The 22,191-nt window shown below is 68.4% G+C and carries 23 protein-coding genes; 11 read left to right on the top strand and 12 right to left on the bottom strand.

Features of this window, described 5'->3' with window-relative positions; translation table 11 throughout:
* Positions 1–12: 12 nt before the first annotated feature.
* The 3 genes from C8P69_RS05830 to C8P69_RS05820 all read right to left on the bottom strand — a co-directional run bounded on the left by C8P69_RS05830 (position 13) and on the right by C8P69_RS05820 (position 3,360).
* Positions 13–924: a carbohydrate ABC transporter permease gene (locus C8P69_RS05830; protein ID WP_108174919.1), complete on the bottom strand. Its 912-nt coding sequence runs from the start codon at positions 922–924 to the stop codon at positions 13–15.
* A complete protein-coding gene (locus tag C8P69_RS05825; RefSeq protein WP_108174918.1) occupies positions 921–1,904 on the bottom strand; it encodes a carbohydrate ABC transporter permease in 984 nt (327 codons plus the stop codon). The genes C8P69_RS05830 and C8P69_RS05825 overlap by 4 nt, the downstream gene beginning before the upstream one ends.
* Before the next feature lie 118 nt (positions 1,905–2,022).
* On the bottom strand, positions 2,023–3,360 hold the full coding sequence (locus C8P69_RS05820) for an ABC transporter substrate-binding protein (protein WP_108174917.1): 1,338 nt from the start codon (positions 3,358–3,360) through the stop codon (positions 2,023–2,025).
* A gap of 647 nt (positions 3,361–4,007) precedes the next feature.
* Between C8P69_RS05820 and C8P69_RS05815 the strand changes: the two genes are divergently transcribed.
* Complete coding sequence (locus tag C8P69_RS05815; RefSeq protein ID WP_108174916.1) at positions 4,008–4,487, top strand: DUF2938 domain-containing protein; 480 nt, start codon at positions 4,008–4,010, stop codon at positions 4,485–4,487.
* Here C8P69_RS05815 and C8P69_RS05810 read toward each other — a convergent pair.
* Complete coding sequence (locus tag C8P69_RS05810) at positions 4,460–5,392, bottom strand: LysR substrate-binding domain-containing protein (RefSeq protein ID WP_108174915.1); 933 nt, start codon at positions 5,390–5,392, stop codon at positions 4,460–4,462. The two genes, C8P69_RS05815 and C8P69_RS05810, sit on opposite strands and share 28 nt — an antisense overlap.
* 261 nt (positions 5,393–5,653) lie before the next feature.
* Between C8P69_RS05810 and C8P69_RS05805 the strand changes: the two genes are divergently transcribed.
* From C8P69_RS05805 to C8P69_RS05775, 7 genes are all read left to right on the top strand, one after another.
* A complete protein-coding gene (locus C8P69_RS05805; RefSeq protein ID WP_108174914.1) occupies positions 5,654–7,012 on the top strand; it encodes an NAD(P)H-dependent oxidoreductase in 1,359 nt (452 codons plus the stop codon).
* 131 nt (positions 7,013–7,143) lie between these two features.
* Positions 7,144–8,154 carry a TRAP transporter substrate-binding protein gene (locus tag C8P69_RS05800; RefSeq protein ID WP_108174913.1) on the top strand — a complete coding sequence of 337 codons (1,011 nt, stop codon included), beginning with the start codon at positions 7,144–7,146 and terminating at the stop codon, positions 8,152–8,154.
* A 69-nt stretch (positions 8,155–8,223) separates the two neighbouring features.
* Positions 8,224–8,724 carry a TRAP transporter small permease gene (locus tag C8P69_RS05795; protein ID WP_108174912.1) on the top strand — a complete coding sequence of 167 codons (501 nt, stop codon included), beginning with the start codon at positions 8,224–8,226 and terminating at the stop codon, positions 8,722–8,724.
* On the top strand, positions 8,724–10,016 hold the full coding sequence (locus C8P69_RS05790; RefSeq protein ID WP_108174911.1) for a TRAP transporter large permease: 1,293 nt from the start codon (positions 8,724–8,726) through the stop codon (positions 10,014–10,016). The genes C8P69_RS05795 and C8P69_RS05790 overlap by 1 nt, the downstream gene beginning before the upstream one ends.
* Positions 10,013–10,819: an SDR family NAD(P)-dependent oxidoreductase gene (locus tag C8P69_RS05785; protein WP_108174910.1), complete on the top strand. Its 807-nt coding sequence runs from the start codon at positions 10,013–10,015 to the stop codon at positions 10,817–10,819. The genes C8P69_RS05790 and C8P69_RS05785 overlap by 4 nt, the downstream gene beginning before the upstream one ends.
* A 91-nt stretch (positions 10,820–10,910) precedes the next feature.
* Positions 10,911–11,729, top strand: coding sequence for an SDR family oxidoreductase (locus C8P69_RS05780; protein ID WP_108174909.1), 819 nt, complete (start codon positions 10,911–10,913; stop codon positions 11,727–11,729).
* Between the two features lie 205 nt (positions 11,730–11,934).
* Positions 11,935–13,188, top strand: a complete 1,254-nt coding sequence (locus tag C8P69_RS05775; protein WP_108174908.1) for an aminotransferase class I/II-fold pyridoxal phosphate-dependent enzyme — start codon at positions 11,935–11,937, stop codon at positions 13,186–13,188.
* A gap of 22 nt (positions 13,189–13,210) precedes the next feature.
* On the opposite strand, the gene C8P69_RS05770 is transcribed toward C8P69_RS05775, so the two are convergent.
* The 4 genes from C8P69_RS05770 to C8P69_RS05755 are packed head-to-tail and all read right to left on the bottom strand — an operon-like array spanning position 13,211 to position 15,481.
* Positions 13,211–13,624, bottom strand: a complete 414-nt coding sequence (locus C8P69_RS05770; RefSeq protein ID WP_108174907.1) for a MaoC family dehydratase — start codon at positions 13,622–13,624, stop codon at positions 13,211–13,213.
* Complete coding sequence (locus C8P69_RS05765; RefSeq protein ID WP_108174906.1) at positions 13,621–13,989, bottom strand: hypothetical protein; 369 nt, start codon at positions 13,987–13,989, stop codon at positions 13,621–13,623. Before C8P69_RS05765 ends, C8P69_RS05770 begins: the two co-directional genes overlap by 4 nt.
* Positions 13,986–15,200, bottom strand: a complete 1,215-nt coding sequence (locus C8P69_RS05760; RefSeq protein ID WP_245901882.1) for a beta-ketoacyl-[acyl-carrier-protein] synthase family protein — start codon at positions 15,198–15,200, stop codon at positions 13,986–13,988. The genes C8P69_RS05765 and C8P69_RS05760 overlap by 4 nt, the downstream gene beginning before the upstream one ends.
* A 2-nt stretch (positions 15,201–15,202) precedes the next feature.
* On the bottom strand, positions 15,203–15,481 hold the full coding sequence (locus C8P69_RS05755; protein ID WP_108174904.1) for an acyl carrier protein: 279 nt from the start codon (positions 15,479–15,481) through the stop codon (positions 15,203–15,205).
* Between the two features lie 203 nt (positions 15,482–15,684).
* Between C8P69_RS05755 and C8P69_RS05750 the strand changes: the two genes are divergently transcribed.
* Positions 15,685–16,290 carry a DUF4833 domain-containing protein gene (locus C8P69_RS05750; protein WP_108174903.1) on the top strand — a complete coding sequence of 202 codons (606 nt, stop codon included), beginning with the start codon at positions 15,685–15,687 and terminating at the stop codon, positions 16,288–16,290.
* A gap of 4 nt (positions 16,291–16,294) precedes the next feature.
* On the opposite strand, the gene C8P69_RS05745 is transcribed toward C8P69_RS05750, so the two are convergent.
* From C8P69_RS05745 to C8P69_RS05735, 3 genes are read right to left on the bottom strand one after another with little or no spacing between them, the layout of a single operon-like run.
* Positions 16,295–17,053, bottom strand: coding sequence for a glycosyltransferase family 32 protein (locus tag C8P69_RS05745; RefSeq protein ID WP_108174902.1), 759 nt, complete (start codon positions 17,051–17,053; stop codon positions 16,295–16,297).
* Positions 17,054–17,076: 23 nt separating this feature from the next.
* Positions 17,077–18,261 carry an LptF/LptG family permease gene (locus C8P69_RS05740; protein WP_108174901.1) on the bottom strand — a complete coding sequence of 395 codons (1,185 nt, stop codon included), beginning with the start codon at positions 18,259–18,261 and terminating at the stop codon, positions 17,077–17,079.
* Positions 18,258–19,475 (bottom strand): LptF/LptG family permease, encoded by a 1,218-nt coding sequence (locus tag C8P69_RS05735; RefSeq protein WP_170118133.1) that lies wholly within the window; start codon positions 19,473–19,475, stop codon positions 18,258–18,260. The genes C8P69_RS05740 and C8P69_RS05735 overlap by 4 nt, the downstream gene beginning before the upstream one ends.
* 181 nt (positions 19,476–19,656) lie before the next feature.
* Between C8P69_RS05735 and C8P69_RS05730 the strand changes: the two genes are divergently transcribed.
* Positions 19,657–20,715 (top strand): dATP pyrophosphohydrolase, encoded by a 1,059-nt coding sequence (locus C8P69_RS05730; RefSeq protein WP_108174899.1) that lies wholly within the window; start codon positions 19,657–19,659, stop codon positions 20,713–20,715.
* Complete coding sequence (locus tag C8P69_RS05725) at positions 20,715–21,221, top strand: phosphatidylglycerophosphatase A family protein (RefSeq protein ID WP_108174898.1); 507 nt, start codon at positions 20,715–20,717, stop codon at positions 21,219–21,221. The genes C8P69_RS05730 and C8P69_RS05725 overlap by 1 nt, the downstream gene beginning before the upstream one ends.
* Positions 21,222–21,452: 231 nt before the next feature.
* Here the strand turns inward: C8P69_RS05725 and lptB are convergent, their stop codons facing one another.
* Positions 21,453–22,169, bottom strand: a complete 717-nt coding sequence (gene lptB / locus C8P69_RS05720; RefSeq protein WP_108174897.1) for an LPS export ABC transporter ATP-binding protein — start codon at positions 22,167–22,169, stop codon at positions 21,453–21,455.
* Positions 22,170–22,191: the final 22 nt, after the last annotated feature.

Here is a 22,191-nt window from a genome sequence, read left to right as displayed (position 1 = left end):
TCCCGTCTCCCGTCAGCCCTTGGTCGCGCCGGCGGTCAGGCCTGCGATGTAGTAGTCCATGAGGAAGGCGTAGATGATGAGCGGCGGCAGCGCGCCGAGCAGCGCGCCGGTCATGATCTGCCCCCAGTTGAACACGTCGCCCTTGATGAGCGTCGTGATGATGCCGACGGGCAGCACCAGCTGGTCCACGGAGGTGGTGAAGGCGAGCGGATAGAGGAACTGCGCCCAGCTCACCGTGAAGGCGAAGATGGTGGCGGCGATGATCCCTGGCAGCGCCACGGGAATGAAGATGCGGGTCAGCACCTGCAGCCAGCTCGCCCCGTCGATGATCGCTGCCTCGTCCAGCTCCTTCGGGATCGAGGCGAAATAGCCGATCATGATCCAGGTGCAGAACGGCACCGTCAGCGTCGGATAGACGATGAGCAGCACCCACCAGCGGTTCAGGAGCTGGATGCCCGTCCATTCGTGGAAGGTCGCGAACATCTTGAACAGCGGGATGAAGAGCAGCGTGTCCGGCACGAGGTAGGTGAGGAAGACGCCGGTGGCGAGCGTCGCCGAGCCCCAGAACCGCATCCGCGACAGGGCGAAGGCGGCGGGGATGGAGATCAGCATGGTGATGATCACCACCAGCACCGAGACCACGGCCGAGTTGCGGAAGAAGACGAGGAATTGCGGCTGGGTGAGCAGCGCCACGTAGTTCGACAGGGTGGGGTTGAACACCCACCACGGGTTCGTCGCCGCCGAGATTTCCGCGCTGGTCTTCAGCGAGGTGATGAACATGTAGAGCGGCGGCAGCAGGGAGAAGGCCGCGAAGATGACGAGGAACACGTAGGACCAGCGCAGGGCCCATTCGCGATTGGCCTTCATGCTGCCGTAGCGCACGTTGCGTGCGGGCGTCGTCCGGGGCAGGGCGGCGTCCGTCATGCCTCGTTCCCCCTTTGGTTGATGTCGCGAAGGATGAAGATCGCCGCCACCATCAGGATCGGCACCATGAACAGCGAGACCGAGGCGCCGAGCGGGATGTCGGACCCCTCGATGCCGATCTTGAAGGCCCAGGTGGCGAAGAGATGCGTCTTGTCGATCGGCCCACCGGCGGTGAGCACGCGCACGATGTCGAAATTCGCGAAGGTGACGATGGTGGAGAACAGCGCGGTGATGGCGATGATGTTCCGCATCATCGGCAGGGTGATGTACCAGATGCGCTGCCACCAGTTGGCGCCGTCGATGGCGGCGGCCTCATAGAGCTGGTCGGGCACCGATTTCAGCGCCGCCAGATACATGATCATGAAGAACGGCGCGCCGACCCAGATGTTGACCAGAATCACCGAGAACCGCGCCCAGTTGGCATTGCCGGTCCAGGGGATCGGGCCAATGCCGAAGAAGGACAGCGTGTAGTTGAAGGCGCTGTAGGAGGGGTCGAACAGCCAGAGCCAGGCGAGCGTCGACATGGCCGGCGGAATGACCCAGGGGATCAGCAGCATGCCGCGCCACTTGCGCTGGCCCTTGTCCGGGATGTTGTGGACGAAATGGGCGACGATGAAGCCCAGCAGCGCCTTGAAGATCACCGCCGTGATGGCGAAGAGGCAGGACTGCCAGACCACCATCCAGAAGGTCTCGCGGGTGAACAGGAACTGGATGTTGCCGAAGGGGATGCGCGTGCAGATCGCGTCCGGCAGCCAGGAGCAGTTCCGCATCCAGGCGACCGAGGCCATGCTCTTGCGCAGCGTCGAGAGGTAGATGGCGTAGAAGGCGGGATAGACCACCAGCACCGCGATCAGCAGGATCAGCGGCAACGCCATCAGGAAGGCGACCGTCGACTTGCGCTTGAGGAACCGCATCAGCGCCGACGGCTTTGCGGCCGGCGCGCGCGGGCGGGCAGGATGGGTCAGGACGGCATCGGCCATGCGGTGTCTCGATGATCCGGAAGGGGCCACGGCGCGCTGCCTGCAGCGGGCCGTTTCGACATGATGGGAACAGGGGGCGCGCGCGGCGCCCCCCGTCCTGGCCTGGAAGTCCCGCGCCTCAGCCGCGCAGGAAGCCCTCGACCTCGCTCTCGGCCCAGGAGAGCGTGCGCTCCAGCGCCTCGCCCTGCATGTGGCGCACGATCATCTTGGTGAGCGTGCCCTGGGCGTAGATCTGCTGGGCGATCTTCGGCGGCGCCGGCGAGGCGGCGATCGACAGCGTCTGGTGGTTGTGCGGGTTCGGGTAGTGATAGAGCGTGCCCCTCGGCGGATCGGCCTCCTGCCAGGTCTTGAAGGTCAGGAAGTTGTCGAAGGAGGGGATGTCGTAGCCCGCCGAGGCTTCGACAAACTTCTCCGCAGCCGCACGGCTGGACATGTGGACCAGCACGCTCTTCGCCGCCGACTTGTTCCGCGAGAAGTCCCAGATGGTCCAGAAATAGGGCAGGAAGGGCGAGAACCGGCCCTTCGGCCCCTGCGGGAAGCCATGGTGCCAGAGCTGCTGGGCGACCTGCGGCGCATCGCGCTTGGCCACCGCCCAGGAGCTCGGCGGGTTCATGATCATCGCGCCGCGGCCGGAGACGATCCAGCGGTTGTTGGAGGCATCGTCCCAGGCCGGCGCATCGGCCGGATAGAACTTCCCGACGCGGGCGAGATAGGTCAGCGCCTCGCGCACCGCATCGGACTTGACGGTCATCTCGCCCTTGGCGTCGACCAGCGAGGCGCCGAAGGCGAGGAAGAAGGCGCCGGCCGTGTCGACCGAGTCGGTCGTCTCGCCGAGGCCCACGCCGAAGGGCACGCCCGCCTTGTGGCAGGCCTCCGCGGCTTTCGCATAGGCGTCCATGTTCCAGGCATCCGCTTTGGGCGCGGCGCCCGCCGGATACATGGCCTGCATGTCGAGGCCGGCATGCTGCTTCATCAGGTCGAGGCGCGACACCGGGCCCTTGATCTGCGAGCCGATGGTGGCGGGAACGCCGAGCCACTTGTCGCCGAGCTTGCCGAGATATTCGACCGTGCCGTTGACCTTGCCGTTCTGCTGCATCAGCGGGCCCATGATGTCGTTCACGGGCTCGAGCTGGTTGGCATGGGCATGGGGCCACCAGGTCGGCATGGCGAGGATGTCATGGCCGGACCGCGCCTGCGCCTCGGCGGCGATGGTCAAGAGGTTCTTGTTCCCCTGCGAGGGGATGTAGTCGATCGTGACCTCGACGCGCTCCTTGGCCGCCCATTCGTTGATGACAGCCGTGGCGGCATCGTTGGCGCCGGGCACCCAGTGGTCCCACAGGCCGAGCGACAGCTTGCCGGCGGCATGGGCGCCGCGCACGAAGGGCGCGGCGAGGGCGGTTGTGGTGATCGCGGTCGCCGCGAGGAACCGGCGGCGGTCGAGGGTCTGCCTGCGCATGGTCGAAGTCCTCCCGTGAACAGCGGCGGCGGTGCCGCGGTGCGTTGCCCCGTGCCGGCTTGTGGTGCCTGCAACCGGTCCGTCGAGGATCGATGCCGCACCCGCCGGCTTCGGCGGTTCGGCCAGTAAACGCCAAAAATCGATTAAGTCCTAGATACGGATACTCACGAAGCGCAGACGAATAGTGTGCAGATGCGAAATCGTGAGCAGGTGCAATAATACAAACACTGTATTCCGGGGCGATTGTATGCGGGATTATCCGTAAGAAGGAGGGCAGAGTTACCGGCTTTGGCGGCGTGAGGCGGTTGCATTTTTGCGCGCTGCGGAATTTTCGCCGCCGCGCTGAGGGTTTGCCCTATGCCCCTCACCCTTCCCTCTCCCCGCCTGCGGGGAGAGGGGGCGTCAGCGTCGCGTTCTTCAGGTATCGGCTGTGCTTGGCATGCCGGACCAGGACGAAGCTCAACGTCAAAGTCCCCCTCTCCCCGCCTGCGGGGAGAGGGAAGGGTGAGGGGCGGAGCGGACCACCGCGCCCTTGATCCCGCCTCCGCGCAACCCTGCCATCCCGGCCCGACCCGCTTCCCGTTCCGGCCGGCCTCGTCCAGATTGCGCCACCGCGCCGTCAGAAGCGCGTCTTCGGGGGAGCTTCCATGTTCGACTTTCTCTGGCGCGCCATCGTCATCGGCGCCGCCGCCACCGCCCTGCTCGACCTCTGGGCCCTGTTCCTGCAGCGCGCCTTCGGCATCGCCCCGCCCAACTGGGCCATGGTCGGCCGCTGGGTCGGTCACCTGCCGCGTGGCCGCTTCGTCCACGAGGACATCGGCCGGGCCGATCCGGTCCCGAACGAACTCGCCATCGGCTGGGTCTTCCACTATGCCGTCGGCATTGCCTTCGCCATGGCGCTGCTCGCCATCTGGGGCACCGGCTGGGCGAAGAACCCGACCCTAATCCCTGCGCTGATCGTCGGCTACGTCACCATCGGCTGCGGCTGGTTCATCCTCCAGCCCGGCATGGGCGCCGGCATCGCCGCGATGAAGCGGCCGAACGCCATGCAGATCCGGATGCTCAACATCCTCGGCCACACGGTCTTCGCCCTCGGTCTCTACGGCGCCGCCCTGCTGACGCGCTGAGCGCCGTCGATCCGGGCGCGGTCGGTCGCCATTTCATCGGTGATCCAGGCGAGGAAGGCCTCGATCTGCGGCCGCGCCCGGTCCTCCCGGCGGAACACCACGCGGTGGGCGACTGCCGTCACGCCGAGCGGACCGAAGGGCGCCACGAGCTCGCCGGCCGCCAGCATGCCGCCGGCCTGGAGGCTCGACTCCAGCATCAGCCCCAGCCCGTCCCGCGCCGCCATCAGCCCGAGATAGGCGCGGTCGAAGGTCATGCCGCCGCGCGCCAGCATCACATGCGGCGCGTGGCGGGCGACCCACTGGTCCCATTGCACGACGCTCCTCACCGAATGGATGAGCGGCACCGTGCCGATATCCTCCACCCGCTCCAGCCGGTGCCGCGCCACGAAGGCGGGGCTCGCCAGCGGCATGATCGTCTCCTCGCAGAGGACGAGGCCCTCGCAGGCCTCCGGCACCGGGCGATTATATTGGATGTCGATCATCACCCCGTCGTCCCCGAGCTTGGCAGGCTCGTGCCCGGCGAACAGCGTCAGGTCGATCTCCGGATGGCGGGCGCGGAAGGAGCCAAGGCGCGGCACCAGCCAGAGCGTCGCCAGGCTCGGCGCCGAATGCAGCATCAGCCGCTGCACCGATCCTTCCGAGGCGAAGCGGCTGGTCGCCACCGCGATGCGGGTGAAGCTCTCGCCCAGCGCATTGGCATAGGCGATGGCGTCCTCCGTCGGCAGCACCGTGCGGTTGCGCCGGGCGAAGAGCGGCTTACCGAGAATGTCCTCGAGCATGCGGATCTGGTGGCTGATCGCCGAGGGCGTGACGTTGAGCTGCTCGGCGGCCTTGGCGAAGGACCCGGTCTCCATGACCGCCGAGAAGGTCTGGAGGCATTTCAGCGGCGGCATGCCCCGGATCATCGGTGAAATCCTCTCATCGGTTTCACCAGTTTATTTCGTTTCCGTGAAATTCAAACCCTTGTTAGCGTTCCCTCAAGATACGTCGACGGCCCGGTCAACAGGGTCGCGGGGGAGGAAACGGGGGACACCCTCAGATCAGGGGATCCCATGACCGCCGGACCGGCTCGCCGCCGTCCGCGAACGACCTCTCGCGCCCGCTGACCTGGTCCCGGCGATCCCCGGCGCGCTGCGCCGTGCCCCGCACAGTCAGAGGACGATCGCATGAACCTCCATCGGATGCTTCTCGAGCGGAAGGCGGCCGGCAAGCCCGTTACCGTCGGCCTCATCGGCGCCGGCAAGTTCGGCACCATGTTCGCCAGCCAGTGCCGGCTGACCGAGGGCATGCAGCTCGTCGCCGTCGCCGATCTCAACATGGCCCGCGCCCGCGCCCAGCTGAAGCTCGGCTCCTGGCCGGAGGAGCAGTATGGCTCCGCCTCCATCGACGATGCGCTGAAGACCGGCCGCACCGTCATCCTCGACGATGCCGACAAGCTCATCACCCATCCCGGCATCGAGGTGGTGATCGAGGCGACCGGCGATCCCGGCGCCGGCATCCGCTTCGCCATGAAGGCCATCGACAACGGCAAGCACATCGTCATGGTCAACGTCGAGGCCGACGCCGTGGCGGGGCCGATCCTCGCCCGCAAGGCCCGCGCCGCCGGCGTCGTCTATTCCCTCGCCTGGGGCGACCAGCCCGCCCTCATCGCCGACCATGTCGACTGGGCGCGCTCCTGCGGCTTCCGCGTCGTCGCGGCCGGCAAGGGCACGCGCTACCACCCGACCTATCACCAGTCGACGCCCGACACGGTCTGGGACATCCTCGACAAGTACATGAAGATCCGTGACCGGAACTCCATCAACCCGAAGATGTTCAACTCCTTCGTCGACGGCACGAAGTCCGGCATCGAGATGACGGCGGTCTGCAACGCCACCGGCCTGCACGCCCAGTCCGAGGGCCTGTCCTTCCCGCCGGCGACGCGCTTCGAGCACGCCGAGATCTGCAAGCCGCGCTCGGCGGGCGGCGTGCTGGAAAAGGCCGGCGTTACCGAGGTGACCTCCTCGGTCTATCGCGACGGCACCGACGTGCCGCATTCCCTGGTCATGGGCACCTATGTCGTCTTCGAGAGCGACAGCGCCTACACGCAGGAATGCTTCCGCGAGTACTCGATGCTGCCGGATTCCTCCGGCAAGTATTCCTGCCTCTACCGGCCGATCCACATGATCGGCCTCGAGCTCGGCTATTCGGTGGCTTCCGCGGCGCTCCGCAAGGAGCCGACGGGCGCGCCGATCTGCTTCAACTCGGACGTGGTCGCCACCGCCAAGCGCGACCTCACCCCCGGCGAGATGCTGGACGGTGAGGGCGGCTTCTGCGTCTGGGGCAAGCAGACCCCGGCCGAGGCCTCGCTCGACCAGGGCTACCTGCCGCTGGGCCTTGCCCACAACGTCAAGCTCAAGAACCCCATCAAGGCCGGCCAGCGGCTGAAGTGGTCGGACGTCGCCTATGACGCCGACAGCCTCGCCGTGAAGGTCCGCCGCGAGATGGAGGCGGCCTTCGCCAAGCCCAACGCCAAGGTCGCGTGACGACATGACGGCCGCGCGCGCCCTCCAGCGGGCGCGGCCACCCGCCGAAGACCGGGAACCCGGCGCGGCATTTTCGAGGAAACGAACCAACCCGAGCCCGGCGAACGGGCCTCACCCCGGAGGAGGACCCCATGACCCCTGACAAGACCCGGACCTTTGACACCACACGTGCATCCCGCCGCGCCGTGCTCGGCGGTCTCGCCGCCGGCTCGGCCCTGGTCGCCATGCCTGCCGTGTTGCGCGCCCAGACGCTCCAGTGGATCGGCGCCAGCGCCGCTGCCCAGCAGGACTTCATCGGCATCTCGCTCGACTTCTACGCCAAACGCCTCGGCGAACTGACGCGCGGCCAGATCGTCGTGACCAACCACCATGCCGGCGCGCTGGGTGGCGAGCGCGAGCACATCGAGGCGGTGCAGCAGGGCGCCATCCATGTCGGTTCGCCCGGCCAGGGCGTGCTCGCCGGCGTCTATCGCCCGGCCGAGGTCTGGACCCACCCCTATCTGTTCAAGGATGTCGCCCACAAGGACCGCATCTGGGACACGCTGCGCGCCGAGTACCAGGAGGATGTCGCCCGCACCGCGCGCATCCGGCCGATTGCCGCCATCCCGCGCATGCCGCGAATGCTCTCCTGCAACCGCGTGGTGAAGACGCCCGCCGACATGCGCGGCCTCAAGATCCGCGTGCCGGAGACGGCGCTGTGGCGCCGCACCTTCGAGCTCTTCGGCGCCTCGCCGACGCCGCTGCCCTTCCCCGAGGTGTTCCAGGCGCTGAAGTCCGGTGTCATCGACGGCCAGGAGAACCCGATGGGGCTGACCTTCAACTCCGGCATCTTCGACGCCAACACCCACATGTCGCTGACCGAGCACATGATGCAGGACAACTGCATCCTGGTCTCGCAGGCCGTCTACCAGGGCCTGTCGCCGGAGCTGCGCGCCGCCGTCGACCAGGCCGGCCGTGACATGGAGGCGGAGATCCGCCCGCGCGTCATCGCCGACGACGCGGAGATCCTCGTCAAGGTGAAGGCCAAGAAGATCGTCGTGTCGGAGGTCGACAAGGCCGCCTTCACCCAGTCGGTCCGCAACCTCATCAACGAGTTCCCGGCCGGCAAGAAGTGGGCCGACCGCATGGCGCAGATCGCCTGATCCCGCGACCCGGCGTGGCGGTATTCCCCGCCACGCCGCCCCGCCCGCTCGCATCACCGCGGACATTCCATGCCAGCCCTCATCCGCACCCTGTCCCACTGGGTCACGGAGGTCGCCAAGCTCTTCCTCGGAGCCTGGATCGCCGCCATCGTGCTGATCACCCTCGCCGCGGTCTGGTGGCGCTATGTGCTCAATTCGCCCATCGCCTGGATCGAGCAGGTCTCCAACATCCTCTTCATCTGGGTGACCTTCGTCGGCGCCGCCGTCCTCTACCGGCAGAAGCTGCATATCGGCGTCGACATGTTCATCGAGATGCTGAAGGGCCGGGCCAAGACGATCATGTTCTGGGTGATCGAGCTCCTGAACCTCTCCTTCATCGTCGTGCTCTTCATCTACGGGCTGAAGCTCTCCATCGACGTCCTGCCCAACACCTACGGCGCGCTCGATATCTCGCCGGCGGTCTTCTACTTCGCGGCTCCCGTCTCCTGCGGGATGATGATGCTGTATTTCGTGGAGAAGATCGTCGATCCCTCCAAGCGCCGTCCCGAAGGCTCAGTGGGGGATTTCTGATGGGCACCGTCCTGATCGGCGTCTTCTTCCTGCTGCTGGCGGTCTCCGTCCCGATCGGCTTCGCCATGGGCCTCGCCACCATGGCGGCCATCTGGACCCATGGCGGCCTGCCCATGTCGCTGCTCGCCCAGCGCACGCTGGTGGGCGCTGACAGCTACGCGCTGCTCGCCATTCCCTTCTTCATCCTCGCCGGCAACCTGATGAATGGCGGCGGCATCACCGAGCAGATCATCCGCCTCGCCAATGCCATGGTCGGCCGCTTCCGCGGCGGCCTGGCGCTCACCTCCGTCACCGCCGCGATGATCTTCTCCGGCCTGTCCGGCTCGGCCGCGGCGGATGCCTCGGCGCTCGGCAAGGTGCTCATCCCCGCCATGAAGAAGCAGGGCTATGGCGGCGGCTTCGCAGCGGCGCTGATGGCGGCGGCCTGCGTCAACGGGCCGATCATCCCGCCCTCGATCCCGCTCGTCATCTACGGCCTCTCCGCCGGCAAGGGCGTCTCCATCATCGCCCTGTTCCTCGGCGGCATCGTACCCGGGGTGCTGCTCGGCCTGTCGCTGATGGTCGCGGCCTATGTCATCGCCGTGAAGCGCCGCTATCCGGTCTCGGAAGCCGTGCCGCTGCGCGAGATCCCGCGCCTCATCGGCCCCGCCATGTGGGCGCTGATGATGCCGGTCATCATTCTCGTCGGCGTCACCGGCGGCGTCGTCACCGTCACCGAGAGCGCCACCATCGCCGTGGTCTATGCCGCCTTCGTCGGCTTCTTCATCTACCGCGAGCTGAACTGGCGGACGATCTGGCCGATCCTCGTCCAGACCGCGCTCGACACCGCGCTGGTCATGTTCATCATCGCGCTGTCCTCGGGCTTCGGCTGGCTCCTCGCCGTCTCCGGCATTCCGCGCGCCACGGCCGCCTGGATCGCCTCGGTCTCCACCGATCCGACGATCATCCTGATGATGATCAACGTCTTCCTGCTGATCATCGGCATCTTCATGGAGCCGCTGCCGGCCCTCTTCATCCTCATCCCGGTTCTGGTGCCGGTGGTGCAGGCGGTGGGCATCGACCTCGTCCATTTCGGACTGGTCATGGTGTTCAACCTCTGCCTCGGCCTGATCACGCCACCGGTCGGCATCCTCCTCTACATCTGCGCCAACTTCGCCGGCGTGAAGCTCGAGGAGGAGAGCCGCGAGCTCGGGCCCTTCCTCCTCGCCGGCCTGGTGGTGCTCGCCATCATCTCCTTCTTCCCCGCGACGGTCCTGTGGCTGCCGCGGGTGCTCGTTGGCTACACGGGATGACCAGCATGACGTCGCAACGCCTTGCGGGCCGCGTCGCCCTCGTCTTCGGCGCAGGCTCGGTCGGCCCCGGCTGGGGCAACGGCAAGGCCTCCGCCGTCGCCTATGCCCGCGCCGGCGCGAAGGTCGTCTGCGTCGACGTGAACCGCACGGCGGCGGAGGAAACCGCCGGCCTCATTGCCGGGGAGGGCGGGCAGGCGCTGGCGCTGGCCTGCGACGTCACCCGGCTGCTGGAGATCGAGGACGTGATCGCCCGGACGGTGGGCGCGTTCGGCCCGGTCGACATCCTCCACAACAATGTCGGTCACGCGAAGATGGGTGGCCCGCCGGACCTCACCGAGGACGAGTGGCGGCGCGAGATGGACCTCAACGTCACCGGCATGTTCCTCGCCTGCAAGGTGGTGATCCCGTCGATGCAGGCGCGCCGCCGCGGCGTCATCACCAACATCTCCTCGGCCGCCGGCCTGCGCTATACCGGCTACCCCTACACCAGCTACTACGCGGCCAAGGGCGCGGTGAACCAGTTCACCGTCGGCGTGGCGCTGCAATATGCGCGCGACGGAATCCGCTGCAACGCCATCCTGCCCGGCCTCATGGACACGCCACTGATCTACCAGCAGATCTCGGTGCAATACGGCTCGCCCGACGACATGGTGAAGGCCCGCCATGAATCGGCGCCGATGGGCCGGATGGGCACCGGCTGGGACGTGGCCAACGCCGCCGTGTTCCTCGCCAGCGACGAGGCCGCCTATATCACCGCCGTCTGCCTGCCGGTCGATGGCGGGCTCACCGCCCGCTGCGCCTGAGCCCTTGCGTGGAAACACCGAGAAACCCCGTTGGCCATGACAGCGCCGCCTTGAGAGGGTAATCAGGCCTCTCCCTCAACGCGGAGAGCCCATGGCGGACCCCCTCGTCATCCTCGTCACCGGCGCGTCCTCCGGCATCGGACGGGCCACGGCCGACCTCCTCCAGGCCCGCGGCCACCGCGTCTATGGCACCAGCCGCCGCCCGGCCGCCCATGATGCGCCCTGGTCGCTGGTGCAGCTCGACGTGACGGACGACGCCTCCGTTGCTGCCTGCATCGCAGCCATCCTCTCCGCCGAAGGCCGCATCGACGCGGTGGTGAACAATGCCGGCCTGGTCATGGCCGGCGCCGTCGAGGACACGTCCATCGACGAGGCGCGCCGCACCTTCGAGACCAATGTTCTGGGCGCCATCCGCGTCGCCCGCGCCGTCCTGCCGGCCATGCGGGCGCGCGGCCGCGGCACCATCGTCAACATGGGCTCGCTCGCCGGCAAGGTCGGCATGCCCTTCCAGGGGCTCTATTCCGCCAGCAAGTTCGCGCTCGAGGGCCTCACCGAGGCGCTGCGCCAGGAGGTGGCGGGCCAGGGCATCACCGTCTCGCTCGTCGCCCCGGGCGACACCGCGACCCCGGTCGTCGACAACCGCGTCCGCGTCGCCGCCTCGGCCGATCCCGCCTCGCCCTATGCCTCCGACTTCACCCGCGTCCTCGCCATGTACGAGAAGGACGAGCGCGCCGGCGCGCCGCCTGCCGGCGTCGCAGCCCTCGTCGCCGACATCGTCGAGGGTCGCAAGACCGGGCCGCGCTACACGGTCGGGCCGCTCGCCCAGCGTGTGATGGTGGCGGCCCGCAACATCGTGCCCGGCGCTGTCTTCCAGTGGGGCATGTCCCTTTATTTCGGCCTCAAGAGATGATTGTCTATCAAGCTGTCGGGACTCAGCGGCCGTCCGAGGCGGAACCGGCCGTCCGCTGCCCGATCGACGACAATGCCCTTAGTCCACGCGATTTCAGGACGATATCGTGCTCCAATTGGCGCACGGCTTGCCTGTAAAAGCCAACCCCACTATAGCGTCGAGACCGCCTCTTTGACGGTCCGGTGACAAAAGGCAAAGCGGTTTCATGTCTGATAGTTCTGCGCATCCCGAAAGCGGGCCGGACACCGTCGCTGCGACCGGCCAGCTGACCGGGATCCTGCGCCGCATCGCCGATTTCGGTGCCTCCGTTGAGGGCATGTTCGGCGAGGGCGACCATCCCGCCTTCATCCAGATCGACCGCCTCGACGGCCCGGTCCATGCCGTCATCGATGGCCGCAAGACCACGCTGTTCGGCACCAACAGCTATCTCGGCCTGAATTTCGATCCGCGCTGCATCGCCGCCTCCGAGGAGGCGCTGCGCAAGTGGGGCACCGGCTCCACCGCCTCGCGCGTCGCCAGCGGCAACCAGAACGGCCATGTCGTGCTGGAGCGCACCATTGCCGATTTCTACGGCCGGCCCGACGCGATCGTCTTCTCGACCGGCTTCATGGCCAATCTCGGCACCATCTGCGGCCTGGCCAGCCAGGGCGACCTGATCCTCTACGATTCCCACTCCCATGCCAGCATCATCGATGCCTGCCGGGCGAGCGGTGCCACCTTCAAGCCCTTCCGCCACAACGATCCGGCCGATCTCGACCGGCTGCTGACCGAGGCAACCGTTCCGGCCTCGCGCATCCTGGTGGTGATGGAGGGGCTCTACTCCGTCTGGGGCGATGTCGGCGCGGTGAAGGACCTCGCCACCGTCGCCAAGCGCCATGGTGCGCTGGTCCTGGTCGACGAGGCCCACGGCATGGGCCTCTATGGCGAGGGCGGCCGCGGCGTCACCGAGGCGCAGGGCGCCGACCACCTGGTTGACGTGATTGTCGGCACCTTCTCCAAGTCCGTGGGCGTCATTGGCGGTTTTTGCGTCACCTCGCACCCGGCCCTGCAGCCGCTGCGCTTCCTCGCCCGCGCCTATCTCTACACCGCCTCGCTGCCGCCGGCCGTCGTCGCCTCGGCCCGCACCGCCATCGGCATCATCAAGACCGACACCGCCCTGCGCGCCGAACTCTGGCGCAAGGCCGAGCGCTTCTGCCGTTCGGTCCAGGCGCTTGGCTACCAGCTCTGCGCCGAGCCCGGCCCGGTCGGCTCCATCCGCATGCGCGGCAAGGCGCAGGGCCTCGACATGTGGCGCTCGCTGCTCGCGCGCGGCATTTATGTGAACCTGCTCATTCCGCCGGCAACCCCCGGCGGCAAGGTGCTGCTGCGCTTCTCGGTCTCCGCCGCCCACACGGACGAGGACATCGACACCTTCCTCGGCGTGCTGTCCGACCTCACGAAGGTCGCGCAGATCGCCTGAGCGCCTCAGTCGGGCCCTGCTGTCAGAGCCCGACGACCGCCTCGGCAAGCGCCACCGCCTTGCCGCTCCCATCCCTGACGAAGATGCGCAGCGTCGCCCGCGGGCGTCCTGCCTCCGTGTCGGCGCGCACCACCCGCGCGGCGATCGTCACTGGCGAGCCCACGGCGACGGGCAGGGCGAAGCGGGTCGACAGCTTGACCGTGGTGCCCTGCGGCAGCCATTCCGCCAGCGCCGTGTCGACGAGGCCCATCAGCAACATGCCCTGGACGATCGGCCCCTCGAGGCCGATGGAGCGTGCCGCCGCCTCATCGACATGGATCGGATTGTCGTCGCCCGAGGCGGCCGCATAGGCGCGCACCCGGTCCATGGCGATGCCGGGGAAGACCCGGTCCGGATAGGTGGTGCCGAAGGGGGCGGGATGGGCCTCGGTGCTCATGGCATCAGCCTCAGCACCGCATGCATCCGCCCGACCAGCGTCCCACCATCCCGGATCTCCGCCTCGACGGTGACGTGGATCGCGTCCGTGCGGGCGGCAGAGACCTTGAGGTCCAGCGGCTGGCCGATGGGTAGCGGCGACGTCATCTCGATGGTCTGGAGCTCATGGACGGGCAGGGCGCCCGGCCTGTCGGCGCCAAGCTCCGCGACGACCGCCACGATCTCCGGCCGGGTCAGCCAGCGGATCGGATAGGTGGTGGGGACCCGGCCCGCCGGCGTGTCGAGGCTCGCCGCAAAAGCGGCGACGGAGGCCGCATCGGCCTCGACGACAAGCGCGAGGTCGCGGGTCGCGCCGACGAGGCTCACGCCGCCCGGCCGAGCGCGATGGAGGCGTTGATGCCGCCGAAGGCGAAGGAATTGGTCAGCGCCACGTCGAAGGCCTGCCGGCGGCCGACATTGGGCACGCAATCGATGGGGCAGGCCGGGTCGGGCTCGAGGAAGTTGATCGTGGCCGGCACGAAACCCTCTTCGAGAGCGCGGACCGTCACCACCGCCTCGATCGCACCGGCTGCGCCGAGCGTGTGGCCGTGGACCGGCTTGGTGGAGCTGACCGGCAGCGATGCGAGGTGGTCGCCGAAGACCCGGCCGAGCGCCTCGCTCTCGGTGGAATCATTGAGGATCGTCGCCGTGCCGTGGGCGTTCACATAGCCGATGTCGGTCGGGGCAAGCCCACCATCGGCGAGGGCCAGCGCCATGGCCTGGGTCACGCCATCCACATCGGGCTTCAGCATGTCGCGGGCATCGGAGGTGGTGCCATAGCCGAGCACCCGCGCCCGCACCCGGGCGCCGCGGGCCTTCGCCACCTCCTCCGCCTCGATCACCAGCGCGGCCGAGCCCTCGCCGAGCAGCAGGCCGTTGCGCCCGCGCGAGAAGGGCCGGCAGAGCTGCGGCGACAGCACGCGCAGCATCTCCCAGGCCTTCATCCCGCCGGGCGTGACGATGGCCTCTGCGCCGACGACGATGACCCGGTCGGTCATGCCGGCCCGCACCATCTGGAAGCCGATGCCGAGGGCCTGGGCCGAGGACGAGCAGGCGCTCGACACGACGAAGGTCGTGCCAGTGCAGCCGAAGACGATGCCAACGTTGGAGGCCGAGGCGCTGATCATGGCGCGCGGCACCGTCAGCGGGTCCGGACGCTTCTGCGCCAGGGTCATGTTGCGGGAGGATTCCTCGATCGTGCCGAGGCTGGCGATGCCGGTGCCGACGATGACCGAGGTGCCGGCGCCGAGCGGCAGGCTGTCGGCAAGACCCGCATCGGTGACCGCCTCACGGGCGGCGATGAGGGCCATCATCGTCACCCGGTCGAAGAAGGTGGTGCGCAGGTCGGGGAAATGGCGCTCGAGGTTGAAGTCCTGCACCTGCGCGGCGATGCGCAGGTTGTTGCCGAACTCGTAGTCGAGCGTGATCTGCTTGACGCCGGACACGCCTTCGGCGGCGGCCTGCCAGAGAGCCTCGACGCCCGTCCCGGCCGTGGTGAGTGCACCGAGACCGGTGACGACGACGCTGCGATTGGCCACGATCAACCCTGCTTGGACTTCTGGATGTGGTCCTTCAGCACCGCGATGAGGCCGCCGACATCCTTCACCTGGGCCAGGCTCTCGTCCATGGGCACATAGACCTCGAACTTCTCCTCGATGGCCGCGAGGATCATCATGTAGTCGACGCTGGCGATGTTCAGCGATTCCAGCGTCGTCTCCGGCGTGACGCCGTTCAGATCGACCATGCCCTCCTTGGCGATGACCTCGACGAGGTCACGCGTCAGCTGATCGTCGCCGAAGGCGGAAGCGGTGTCGGTCATTGCATAACCTTCTTGTGTCTTCGCGATGCCGGGCATGCCACCCGGTTCCGCTTGGGAGCCCCATGGACAGGGGCGGGCGGCATGACGCGCGGCACGCGACCGCCTTCCTAACCTCTTCCGGCCGTCCTATCTAGCACCCAGTTGCCTTGCTGTGGCCTCAAAAGCCGGGCTTGGCTTGCCGATTGCGTTGCAGGGGTGAGCGTATGACACTATCGCGTCGAGGCATCCTCACGGCCGCGCTGGCCGTGCCTGCCGCCTCCGCTGCGGCCCAGGACCGGCTGCCGCCCATTTCCATCCGCCAGTCCGAGGTCACCGTCTCCCGGTCGCTCATCGTTGCGCGGCCGGACCTGCCGGTGCCGAACGACAGCGGCATGCTGTTCTACGTCCAGCAGGCGATCGACAAAAACATCCTCGTCTATGCCGCCCGCCAGACCCCCGCCGGCAGCCTCGATCCCTCCCGGCCGGTGGAGGTGTTCTGGCGCCGCTACAACGACGACGAGGGGCGCCGGCGCGAGATTTCCTTCTTCGAGCGCGTCTTCGCCTTCGGCGTCAGCACCCAGCCGGTGGCCGAGGGGCGCTTCTCCACGCGGATCGCCGGCTATCGCCAGCGTGACGCGGTCGTCGAAGTGGGGCCGGACGGCAAGCCGCGCGCCCTCCTGCAGGCGGGTCCGCGGACGATTCGCGTCGTCTATGCCTATGCCATGGCGGAGCGTGGGCGCTTCATCCCCAAGGTCCACTATGTCGACATCCACGGCTTCGACGTGGCGACCAACGAGGCCGTGCGCGAACGCGTTCGCCTCGACATGTGAGCGCTCAGGCGCCCCAGCCGAAATCGCGGTGCAGGCTGCGCGGGAAGGGCGGCGGCAGGCGGTTGCGCTCGACCAGCCGGCGCCAGAAGGTCGGTTCCTCGCCGCTTTTCCAGCTGCCGCGGAAATGATGCCGGCAGAGGATGCGTGAGGCGAGCCAGGCCCGGTCGGCATAGAGGTCCGGCGGCACCCAGATCACCTGGTGGAGAACGGCGACGTCGCGCGGCTTCACCCGGTAGAAATAGCGGGTAAGGGCGCGCGGGCCGGTGGCGTCCTCGATCCGGCTGCGATCCTCCACCGGCGCCGCGGCGATGCGCGCTGCCATGTCGGCGACGAAACCGGCGAGGAACGGGTGGCCGGCCGGCGCCGCGAAGATGCAGTTCGCGATCTGGTAGGGCTGCTCGTAGCCGAGCTCGCGCTGGCGCATCGGCATGACCCGCGCCTCGATGCCGAACAGCGCCTTGTCGGTGGCGAGCACCGGCGCCAGCGGCGCAAGGCACTCCATGTCCATGTCGGCATAGATGCCGCCCTCGGCCAGGACGACGAGGACGCGGAAGAAATCGGCCTTCTGCACGGGAAAGCGGAAGCTGTCGTAGAGCGCGCGATGCTCGGGGAACCGCTCGGCGACGAAGCCGTCCATGGCCGCATCGTCATAGAAGCGCAGGTCAAGGCCGGGGTTCTGCGCGCGGAAGCTCTGCTGGTAGGCGGCAAGGTCCGCGGGCAGCTCCGCGCTCTTCCAGGTCTGGTGCAGGACGAGGGGGATCACGGCGGCTCCGTTGCGGCACCCGGTCAGCCTCGACCGGCGGTCTCGATGCGCCAGAACAGGCCAGCGGCCACGACGATCATGGCAAGCGGCATCAACCACGCCGCCACCAGCGGATGCAACTGGCCATACTCGCCCAGCCAGACCACCACGTTGTTGCTCACATAGAGGAAATAGCCGGACAGGCCGATGAGGATCATCGGCGTGAAGGCAGTGCGCTGGGCGACGAGCGTCGAGGCCAGCGCCGAGGCGATCAGCATCATCGCCAGCGGCAGGATCGCCTGGGCGATGCGCACATGCCACCAGGCGCGATAGGAGGGCTCGCTGCGCGGCGCGCGTTCGGCCAGCGCCGCCAGGGTTCCCTGGGGCAGGTAGCGCGCGTCAATGCCGAGATTGGCGAGGTAGAGCGGGTCGAGCGGCAGCTGCACCGGCTCCTCCGCGAACCGCCGGCCTTGCCCCGTTCCGGTGGTTGCGGCCGGGCTGTCGGGCGGCGGCGCGGTCCAGCGGCTGCCGTCCCGGAAGATCCAGGTGCCGGCTTCGCGACCGGGCGAGGCGGAACTTGCGGCGATCCGGCCCGTCATGCGGCCGCCCTCGGAGAGCTCGAAGACCTGCACGTCGACCAGGCGGGCGTTGCGGAAGTCGATCCGCGCCTGCACGAGGTGCGAGGGCAGGATGATCCAGCGCCGCTGGTCGTTCAGGCGGCGGTCGAACCGATCCCCATAGCTGCCGAGGCTCTGCTGGATCTGCAGCGCCACGGCGGTCGGGCGCAGCACCATCAGCGCCGTCACCTGCAGGGCTCCGAAGGCGCAGCCGAGCACGATGATCGGCATCAGCGACTGCAGCGGCGAGCGGCCGCCATTGGCGATGACGATGCGCTCGCGCGACTGGGTCAGCGTGATTTCCGACCAGTAGAGCCCCATGAAGCAGCCGAGGGGCAAAAGGTTGCCCAGCACGTCGCAGGTCCGCAGCAGCAGGTACCACAGCATGTGCAGGGTCACGCCCAGCGGCCCGGCCGGCCCCGCCGAGGCGGCGATGCGCTCGGCCCGCGGCGCGAGGTCGAGGGTCAGCGCCATCACCAGCAGCGCCGCCATCACCGTTCCGACATGGCTCGCATGGGCGGCCGTGAGGATGCGGGTATAGGTGCCGAAGGCCACGAGGCCGAAGCGGCGGTCCCGTCCCGTTGGGCGCGGCGAGGCGAGGAAATCCGTCACGACCGGCCGAGCCCCGGTCGCGCCACGGCGGAGGAGCGCAGCGCCACGGCGAGGATCAGGCCCGCGCCGATCACGATGCCGCCGCCGATCACCAGCGCCAGCACCGGCACGAGGCCGGCCGACAGCACGCCGGCCAGCACCGAGGTGCCGGCGATCTCCGTCGCCATCAGCCCGGCGCAGGCCAGGGGCAGCACGAAGGCCTGGTTCGCCCGCGTGGTGAAGGACAGGGCCAGCAGGGCGATGAGCGGCGCCAGCAGACAGAGCAAGCTGCGGCCGATGCGCTTGGCAAGTTCGAGCCGCTCGCCCGTGCGCTCCACCGCCCCGGCAGCCAGTTCGGGCAGGGTGAGCTCGGCAATGTTGCGGCCGCGCGGATCGAACGGCACGACATCGTCGAGGATGAGGCTTTGCTGGGTGGAGGATCCGCGCAGCGAGGAGACAGGAGCGACCGGCACGCGCGCGCCGGTCATCGTCGCGCCCCCGGGAGGCGGGGCGGGGAAGTCATCCACGGCGAAATCATAGAGGTGGAGCGCCACGCGCCCCTCGAGATCGGGTCCGATGAGCCGCGTGCCATTGGCCACCACCACCCGCTCGGTGCCGTCCGGATTGGGCTGCCGCACGAAGAGCCGCGGCGTCGGCGCCCCGTCCGACCGCGGCGCCACCACCACCGTGCCGACCCGCGTCTCGAACAGCCGGTTGGCCGTGACGGTGCCGCCGGTCAGCGAGTGGTACTGCGCCGAGAACATCACGAGGCGGAAGGCATAGCGCGACAGCGGGTCGAGGATCCCGCCCACCAGCAGGGCGGCGATCTGCGCCACCAGGCCGATGCGGATGACCAGCCTGATGAGGCCGTGCGGCGGGATGCCGAGGCTCGACAGCATCAGGAACTCGCGGTCCTCGCGCAGGCCGAGCGAGACGCGATAGACGGCGATGAGGATGGCGGTGGGCAGGGCGAGTTCGAAGACCTGCGGCAGCATCGCCGCCATCATTGCCAGCGTCTGGCCGAGCGAGGCGCGAATCTTAAGCACCTCCTCCAGGAGGCCGGAAATCAGCTGCTCGGCGACGAAGATGCTCTCGATGAGCAGCAGCACCAGCGCCACCTGCAGCGCCACGTCGCGACGGATTCGCCGCGCCTGCTGGCTCGGAAACCGGCGGCTGCGGCTGCCGAGATCGAGATGCGAGACGAGCCGGCGGCGGAGGGCCCAGACCGTGTTCACACGTAAGGTCCCCGGCTGGCCTGACGGGGGTCGGCCGTGTAGAGAACGGGACCGACGCGCAGGCTGAGAGGCGGTAGGCTCGGGCGCCCTGAAGGGACGAAGTCGGTTGCAGATCGCTGAAGCAAGGTCACGGCGGGATTTTAGACGGTTCATCCGCATCCCGCGACAACTCTATGCGGGCATGCCCGGATTTCAGCCCCCGCTCGATTTCGAGCGGGCGCAGTTGCTGGATCCGCGCTACGCCCCCTTCTTCACCCATGGCGAGGCGGCCTTTTTCATCGCCTCCGACGAGGCCGGCCGGCCGCTCGGGCGCATTTCCGCCCAGTTCGACCGGCTGACCCCGCCCGACCGCGCCCATATCGGCCATTTCGGCTGCCTCGACGCGGTCGATGATCCGGCGGTCGTCGCCGCCCTCATCGCCGCCGCCCGCGCCTGGCACGCCGCCCGCGGCCGGCATCGCCTGGAAGGCCCGTTCAGCTTCTCCATCAACGAGGAGGTTGGCACCCAGATCGAGGGCCAGGCCCAGGGCGAGATGGTGCTGATGCCCTGGCATCCGCCTTATCTCGGCGCCCTCGTCGAGGCGGCGGGCCTCGTTCCCATCAAGGACTTCCTCGCCTATTCGGTCTCCGCCGAAATCGGGGCGCAATGGACGGGCACGCGCGTCGCCCGGCTCGCCAAGCAGAGCCGCGTCACGGTGCGCCACCTCGACATGAAGAACCTCGACCGCGAGGCGGTCATCATGACCGACCTGTTCAACGCCTCGTGGAAGGACAATTGGGGCTTCATCCCCATCGCCTCCGCCGAACTCGCGGCGCTGCTGAAGATCATCTGGCCGATCCTCAAGCCCACCTATGCCGTCTTCCTGGAGGTGGAGGGCAAGCCGGCCGCCTTCACCTTCGCCATGCCCAACGCCCTCGAACTGGTGCGTGGCTTCGGCGGCAAGCTCCTGCCGTTCAACTGGGCGCGGCTGCTCTGGCGCATCTTCACCCATGACTTCGCCTCCGGCCGCGTCACGCTGCTGGGGGTGCGGGCGGACCTGCGCGACACGCTGCTCGGCGCCAGCCTGCCCATCGTCGCCATTGCCAGCCTGATCGCCGCCAATCCGATCCGCGGCGACATCGAGATGAGCTGGATCCTCGACGACAACACCCGCATGCGCCGCATCATCGAGAGCGCCGGCGGCACCATCTCCAAGCGCTACCGCGTCTATGCTGATCCCGTGCCGGCGGAAACGGCCTGATGGCGGCGGGTGAGGACGAGGGCGGCGTGGCCGTCGATGGCGCCTTCATGAGGGGCCATCCGGCGAGCCTCATCGCGCTGGTCGGCGGCGCCGGCCTTGCGCCGGTGGCGCCGGGGACCTTCGGGGCCCTGGCCGGCCTGCCGCTCGGCATCGCGCTGCAGCAGCTGCCGTTGCCGGCCGCCCTGGTCCTCGTCGCCCTCGGCTTCGTCCTCGGCGTCTGGGCCTGCGGTCTCACCGCGCAGCGCGCCGGCGTCCATGACCACGGCGCCATCGTCTATGACGAGACCTGGGCGATGGCGGCTGTGGTGGTGCTGACGCCTGCGGGCTGGTCGGCGCTCGCCGCCGGCTTCGTCGCCTTCCGCTTCTTCGATATCGTGAAGCCCTGGCCCATCGGCCTCATCGACCGCCAGGTCGCAGGCGGGCTCGGCATCATGCTGGACGATGCGGTCGCGGCGATCTACGCGGCGGCGCTGGTGACGGGTGTGGTGGTCTGGGGCGGGTTCTGACGAAGGGTCAGGCTCCCGCAATGACCCGCATCGCCAGAAGGCCGCAGGCGAGCGCCACGGCGACGCCAAGTCCATCGAAGAGTTGCATCACGCGGAACCTCGTTGAGGATCGAAACGTAAAGCAACATGATTAACGAAGCTTGTCGCAATCGCGGCGCAACTGTTGCGCGGGCATGGTGAACTCGCGCCGGCCTCGTGATCGCAGGCGCCTGTTGCGCCGGGAACACGGGATCAGAGCACGAAATCGGCACCGAGATACACGGCCCGCACCCGCGGGTCGGCGACGATGCGATCCACCGCACCGGAGGCGAGGATGAGCCCGCCGTCGAGAATATAGGCGCGATCGACGAGGCTCAGCGTCTCCCGCACATTGTGGTCGGTGATGAGCACGCCGATGCCGCGTCCGGCGAGCTTGCGCACCAGCAGGCGCACCTCGGTCACGGCGATCGGGTCGACACCGGCGAAGGGCTCGTCGAGCAGGATGAAGGAGGGATCGCTTGCCAGGGTGCGGGCGATTTCAAGCCGCCGGCGCTCGCCGCCCGACAGCGCCCCGGCCTTGGAGCGGCGCACATGGGTGATGCCGAATTCGTCGAGCAACTCGTCCAGCCGCGCCTTCAGCGCCCGCCGCTCGGCGATGACCGATTCCAGCACGATGAGGATGTTCTCCTCGACCGAGGCGCCGCGGAAGATCGACGCCTCCTGCGGCAGGTAGCCGAGGCCGAGCCGGGCGCGCATGAACAGCGGCAGCCGCGTGATGTTCTTGTCGTCGAGCATGACGACGCCGGAATCGGGCACCTGCATGCCCGCGATCATCGAGAAGGTGGTGGTCTTGCCGGCGCCGTTCGGCCCGAGCAGGCCGACGACCTCGCCGCGACGCAAGGCGAGGTCGACGCCGCGCACCGTCGGCCGTCCCATATGCGCCTTGGCGAGGCGGCGGGCGATCAGCATGGGCCGGGTGTCCCGGTCTCCG

It is taken from the genome of Phreatobacter oligotrophus (assembly GCF_003046185.1).
Classification (GTDB): domain Bacteria; phylum Pseudomonadota; class Alphaproteobacteria; order Rhizobiales; family Phreatobacteraceae; genus Phreatobacter; species Phreatobacter oligotrophus.
Note: the sequence above shows the minus strand (reverse complement) of the source record. Positions and strands in the feature narration are given on the sequence as shown.

Coding starts and splice junctions, on each gene's coding strand:
- C8P69_RS05830 (WP_108174919.1), bottom strand. CDS start 924: ATGACGGACGCCGCCCTGCCCCGGACGACGCCCGCACGCAACGTGCGC.
- C8P69_RS05825 (WP_108174918.1), bottom strand. CDS start 1,904: ATGGCCGATGCCGTCCTGACCCATCCTGCCCGCCCGCGCGCGCCGGCC.
- C8P69_RS05820 (WP_108174917.1), bottom strand. CDS start 3,360: ATGCGCAGGCAGACCCTCGACCGCCGCCGGTTCCTCGCGGCGACCGCG.
- C8P69_RS05815 (WP_108174916.1), top strand. CDS start 4,008: ATGTTCGACTTTCTCTGGCGCGCCATCGTCATCGGCGCCGCCGCCACC.
- C8P69_RS05810 (WP_108174915.1), bottom strand. CDS start 5,392: ATGATCCGGGGCATGCCGCCGCTGAAATGCCTCCAGACCTTCTCGGCG.
- C8P69_RS05805 (WP_108174914.1), top strand. CDS start 5,654: ATGAACCTCCATCGGATGCTTCTCGAGCGGAAGGCGGCCGGCAAGCCC.
- C8P69_RS05800 (WP_108174913.1), top strand. CDS start 7,144: ATGACCCCTGACAAGACCCGGACCTTTGACACCACACGTGCATCCCGC.
- C8P69_RS05795 (WP_108174912.1), top strand. CDS start 8,224: ATGCCAGCCCTCATCCGCACCCTGTCCCACTGGGTCACGGAGGTCGCC.
- C8P69_RS05790 (WP_108174911.1), top strand. CDS start 8,724: ATGGGCACCGTCCTGATCGGCGTCTTCTTCCTGCTGCTGGCGGTCTCC.
- C8P69_RS05785 (WP_108174910.1), top strand. CDS start 10,013: ATGACCAGCATGACGTCGCAACGCCTTGCGGGCCGCGTCGCCCTCGTC.
- C8P69_RS05780 (WP_108174909.1), top strand. CDS start 10,911: ATGGCGGACCCCCTCGTCATCCTCGTCACCGGCGCGTCCTCCGGCATC.
- C8P69_RS05775 (WP_108174908.1), top strand. CDS start 11,935: ATGTCTGATAGTTCTGCGCATCCCGAAAGCGGGCCGGACACCGTCGCT.
- C8P69_RS05770 (WP_108174907.1), bottom strand. CDS start 13,624: ATGAGCACCGAGGCCCATCCCGCCCCCTTCGGCACCACCTATCCGGAC.
- C8P69_RS05755 (WP_108174904.1), bottom strand. CDS start 15,481: ATGACCGACACCGCTTCCGCCTTCGGCGACGATCAGCTGACGCGTGAC.
- C8P69_RS05750 (WP_108174903.1), top strand. CDS start 15,685: ATGACACTATCGCGTCGAGGCATCCTCACGGCCGCGCTGGCCGTGCCT.
- C8P69_RS05730 (WP_108174899.1), top strand. CDS start 19,657: ATGCCCGGATTTCAGCCCCCGCTCGATTTCGAGCGGGCGCAGTTGCTG.
- C8P69_RS05725 (WP_108174898.1), top strand. CDS start 20,715: ATGGCGGCGGGTGAGGACGAGGGCGGCGTGGCCGTCGATGGCGCCTTC.
- lptB (WP_108174897.1), bottom strand. CDS start 22,169: ATGCTGATCGCCCGCCGCCTCGCCAAGGCGCATATGGGACGGCCGACG.